Annotated in this window: 3 protein-coding genes, 2 tRNA genes and 1 pseudogene; 3 read left to right on the top strand and 3 right to left on the bottom strand. The window is 45.9% G+C overall.

Annotated elements, in window-relative coordinates:
- Both PX481_RS20535 and PX481_RS20540 read right to left on the bottom strand, forming a co-directional pair.
- A partial coding sequence (locus PX481_RS20535; protein ID WP_288095717.1) for a cysteine peptidase family C39 domain-containing protein occupies positions 1 to 1,334 on the bottom strand: 1,334 nt, incomplete at its 3' end.
- 75 nt (positions 1,335 to 1,409) lie between these two features.
- Positions 1,410 to 2,171 carry a peptidylprolyl isomerase gene (locus PX481_RS20540; protein ID WP_288027432.1) on the bottom strand — a complete coding sequence of 254 codons (762 nt, stop codon included), beginning with the start codon at positions 2,169 to 2,171 and terminating at the stop codon, positions 1,410 to 1,412.
- Positions 2,172 to 2,772: 601 nt separating this feature from the next.
- On the opposite strand from PX481_RS20540, the gene PX481_RS20545 reads away from it, so the two are divergent.
- From PX481_RS20545 to PX481_RS20555, 3 genes are all read left to right on the top strand, one after another.
- Positions 2,773 to 2,857 (top strand) — tRNA-Ser (locus PX481_RS20545).
- Positions 2,858 to 2,963: 106 nt separating this feature from the next.
- Positions 2,964 to 3,479, top strand: a complete 516-nt coding sequence (locus PX481_RS20550; protein ID WP_002736326.1) for a GNAT family N-acetyltransferase — start codon at positions 2,964 to 2,966, stop codon at positions 3,477 to 3,479.
- Positions 3,480 to 3,519: 40 nt separating this feature from the next.
- Positions 3,520 to 3,593 (top strand) — tRNA-Pro (locus PX481_RS20555).
- Between the two features lie 480 nt (positions 3,594 to 4,073).
- Here the strand turns inward: PX481_RS20555 and rpoC2 are convergent.
- Positions 4,074 to 4,901 (bottom strand): annotated as a pseudogene (gene rpoC2 / locus PX481_RS20560) (DNA-directed RNA polymerase subunit beta'); the annotation flags it as partial.

Raw genomic sequence — 4,901 nt, forward strand, 5'->3', positions numbered from 1 at the left:
AACTGCACGAAGAAAGAAGCGATAAAAACTTCTATTAAGACTCGTTTATGTTTCTTGACAGAAGGCCAAAACCATGATAGGCCAAAACGCTGTTGCTGGGTGTGTTTGGTGGGTTTGAGCAGAATTACTTCCCCTTTTTCGTCCCAAGATTCCAGAAATTCGCTGGTTTTGCGTTTAATTATCCCCCGTTCCGGAACGGCGATCGTGGTTTCCCGTTGATTAATTTCGTAGAGGATAACGATGCTGTCTTGCCAGCGAATTAGGGCAGGAGGGTTGATATTGGGCAAGGAAGTAGCATTTAGGGGTACTAATTGGCTATGGAGTCCCACTAACTCGGCCACAGCCCCACACAGGGGCAGGGAAAGGCTGCCGGTTCTTTGCAGTTGATCCCTTAGGATGCGTTGGATCACGTCCTTGCGAAAGGGGATATTAAAATATTTGCAGATCATCTGAAAACAGGCACTCACCGCCTCTAGTTCCGTTTTTCCCCCGAAAAAAGGATAGGATTTGCGGTTTTTCTGGACAGTTTTTTCAAGGTCGATATCGCTGGTGATGTCGCTGATTCTTCCTTGGGGGATATCTAATACCTGGGTGGGTTTATTTCCCTTAATGACTTGGGTTTCCCAGATATCGTCCGTTTCTGTTTCCGCAGCCGCTTCGGTTTCCACTGTCAAGAATTCATCTAACTGATCGGAGGAAAGACCTAATAAGCGGGTGTTAGTCGGATTGTTCTGGGTGATAACTGTGCCGATAGGATAATTATCGGTATTTTCGCTGACTAACCAGAGATAATCATCGTTAATCTGGTTGTAGGACACACAAGCTTTGTTTAAAAGAGCCTGAGCAATTTCTTTCAGGTCCCCCCCACCCCAGGCCTGTTGATTAAGATAGGAGCCTAGGAGAGCATAAACTTCAGCGATCGAGGTTTCTTTAAAGAAATGTTCCTTAAATTCGGGGTAATTATTGATTAAAGACCAAAAATCCTCTTGTTTTAAGGTTAAACAGATAGTGACTTCCGAAGAAGCGATCACCGTTTCACAGGGGCTACCGCGCAGGAGACTGATCCACCCGAATAAATCCCCCGGCTGCAATTTAGCCAAAGTAACCGGCAACGGATTGTCAACCCTAGCATCGTAACCCAAAAGTCTGGCCTCTCCCTCGTAGAGAAGGACGAGGTGGGAGGGTAAGCGGTCGCACTTGAGGATCGCATTGCCCATCTCATAGCGAAAGGGTTGTAATTTCTGGCCGAGGGAACGTCTAACCTCGACGGGCAGGCGATCAAAGGGCTGTACGGTCTCCAGAAAGGCGGTAAAATCTAAAGTGGTGTAACTCATTAGCTAGGCGAAAATTGACTAAGTTGGCAAATAATTAAGCGAAAAGACTGGGTTTACCCAGCTTGGCAAGGGATGCTATATAATCGATACCTGCTCGCTATTGACTGGGGTTGATTCGGAGATAAATTTCACTGTTTGCATTTGAGTCATTAACCATTGTTGGAATAAATCATTCCGTAAGCGTTGACGGGTGGGAGGATCCAGTTCACAGGATAAGTATTTTTCTAACCGGACAATTACGACCCATTCTCCCACTTGCGTCGGTGGCCACAGTTGCCCCGGTTTACTTGCTTTGAGAATTTGCCCAATCTGGGGATGGGGAGTGCTCAGTTCCACAGGTCCGATTAGTCCTCCGGTTTCTGCTTCTGCTCCTTGGGAGTATTTTTTGGCTAGTTCAGCGAAGCTATTTTCTCGATCCTGTATCCGGAAAAATAGTTCTTGGGCAATGCCGATATTTTTTGTCCGAATCAGGGAATAAACCACCTTATCCAATTGATTTTTGACTTGCAAGAAGTAGGATTCTACTTTGTTATCCCAAGTCTCCTGTTTAAATTTTTCCAGTTTAATGTCCCGAAGAATTAGATATTCTAGTTGTTCGGAATCCATCCCGTTTTGTCGTAACCAAGATTTCATTTGTTCATCGTTGGCAATTTGATTATTTTGATAGAAACGGGAATAGGCGGCGTTTCTTTCTTCGGGATTGCAGGTGATATCGGCAATCGCTTGCTCGATAATTACTTCCCGGATTAACTGGGGTAACATACCATATTTTGCCAAAAGAGGCAAGACCGCTGAATCGCTAATTTTGTGGTCGCCGATTTCAATAATTGAACTCATAATAAATACATTTTCCTCACAGAAATGTTTAAAACTATCAACTCTAGGAGCTTCTAAATTTTATTGAGGTGATTATACGTCAAAACAGCAATTTTAAGGCACCCCTCCCCATTCTAATTTTAGTTTTCCCCCTTGAAAGCCGAAAATTACAGAAATTAAACAAATAAGTCGGTCATCTTGGCGGGGATGGTGAGGGGAATTGGTTCGGCCGATCGGCCCGCCCAAAATGCTGCTCAGAAACCCCTAATTAGGGCTGGCTGAATAAATCTAAAAACCTTGTTGGCTAAGACTTTTAGACTTTTTTGATCTCCAAAAGTGCCAGGCCTAGGAGTGATCAGGGGGGGGGGAAATTCAGGTACTTTTTCCCTGAAAATCGGTAAACCCCCACACCCTGCCGCCAGGAAAGACTTTTTCAGCCAACCCTAATTGTGCCTCTAATTGACTAGAATAGACTTCTTGCAGAAATTGGGGAAGGGGGAAAGGGGAAATTTTAACCCTTAACCCTATATTCTATAATATGCAACCCTTTTACCTGCATTTGCGGAAAATTTTTTGATTTATGCAAGAGTTCTAATGATAAGATATTAGGTATGGCTGCCTTGGAGAGGTGGCAGAGTGGTCGATTGCGCTCGACTTGAAATCGAGTAACCAGCAATGGTTCGTGGGTTCAAATCCCACCCTCTCCGTACTCAACCAATCAAATTTGGACTCCAGTGGCCCGATTGTTCTTAGAGAGGGGAAAATAAAATATACTAGGCTAAAAGGACAATATTGAGGCAGTAGCCCCCCGGCATGGTTTTTTGGAAAAGATTGTTTAATAGCTCGGAAGTCACTGCATCTCCTGACTATTCGGGAGACTTGGTAGAGGTTGCCCAGAATGACCTCGGACAGACGCGAGTGTTTTTTAGTACTGATCGAGAGCTAGATCTATATGAGTTAGAAGAACTTTGTGACTCGGTAGGTTGGGCCCGTCGTCCTTTACGCAAAGTTAAAAAGGCGATCGAATGTAGTTTTTTAGTCGTGTCGATGTGGGAAGTGCGAGGTAATCGCCGTCGTTTAGTGGGTTTTGCTCGTGCCACTTCCGATCACGCTTTTAATGCTACAGTCTGGGATGTGGTTGTTCATCCTCACTATCAAAGTAAAGGCTTTGGTAAAGCATTAATGAAATTTATGATCAGGAAGTTGCGGGGTGAGGACATCAGTAATATAACTCTTTTCGCCGATCCGCAGGTGGTGGATTTCTATCGTCGTCTCGGTTTTGTTCTCGATCCCGAAGGTATCAAAGGGATGTTTTGGTATCCCGATTAAGAATGCGGCTCTTAGGCTATACTAAAAAAAGAGTTTACTTCGGGATGTAGCGCAGCTTGGTAGCGCGCCTGCTTTGGGAGCAGGATGCCGCAGGTTCAAATCCTGTCATCCCGACTGGAGAGAAAATTCTTCAAATCCTTACTTTGTCTCCTTTCCGGTTGACAAGAAAGGCTGCCTTTTTTTATTGCCAAACTCTGGTGAGTTAGCGGGAAAAGTAGGGGCGAAGCATTCGGATAGGAAATCTACGGTTTCAGCGATAGGTTATGCCCGAATGCTTCGCCCGTACAGGACGCAGGTCGATGAAGATGCAAGGTTTTGAACCACGATTCTCTCAAAATCTTGCACCTGTGAGAGCAAAACAAAACCCTAAAACCCTTACCTCGTCTATAGCGGTTCTCGCATCTGTGCGGCACACTTAAACCTTTGCTGATTAAGCTGTTCAGGATCGGGAATGTACCTCTTGTGAATCAGAAACGCTATATATTTCATATTTATTCAGCCAACCCTAGGGAGTTTGGGGAGAGAAGGAGGAGGTTTTTGGAGAATAACAAGGGTTTTTCCGGCCACTCCTCCTTTTAAGATATCTACAGACGATTATTCTTCTTCGTAATCCCCCTCGAAATCGTCCTCATCCCCTTCCTCATCGGCTTCTGACCAGCTGTCGCTGATGGGTTGGCGACTAAAGCGACTGCTGCCGCGGGAGGAGAGGAAAGCCATTTCATCATCCTCTAAATCGACCACATCACCCTCAGCGTAGGCGCGAGCGGTTTGATCGTCAAGAATCATATCGCTATCCTCGCTACTATCGCCGAAACCGGGACGAGGAGGGAAACTGGGACTGCTGGGGGCAGCGTAATAACCACGATTGTTGTTGTAGTTATATTCCTCCTCTGGGGGGGCGTAATCGCTGATCCCCGCCATGTTTTCGTGGGAATTAAAGCCAGTACCCGCCGGAATCAGACGACCGATAATCACGTTTTCCTTGAGACCCCGTAACCAGTCGGACTTGCCTTCGATCGCCGCTTCCGTGAGGACGCGGGTGGTTTCTTGGAAGGAGGCGGCACTGATAAAGCTATCGGTATTCAAGGAAGCTTTGGTGATTCCCAGTAGTACAGGCGTATATTTAGCCGCCGCCCCACCGGTGATTGACATGGCTTCATTTACCGTCTCCACCTGTCGCAATTCCAACAATTCCCCGGGCAACATACTGGTATCGCCGCCGTCATCGATCCGCACCTTAGAGGTCATCTGACGCACGATAACTTCGATGTGTTTATCGGCAATATCGATCCCCTGGGATTGATAAACCGACTGTACCTGATCAACGAGGAACATCTGGGTTTTTTCCAAGGCTTTTAAGGCCGCTTCGTAACTGCCCAAGCTATCCACATAATAATTAAAGAACACCTCTAAAATCTCGTG

The sequence above is a fragment of the Microcystis sp. M53603_WE2 genome (genome assembly GCF_030065435.1).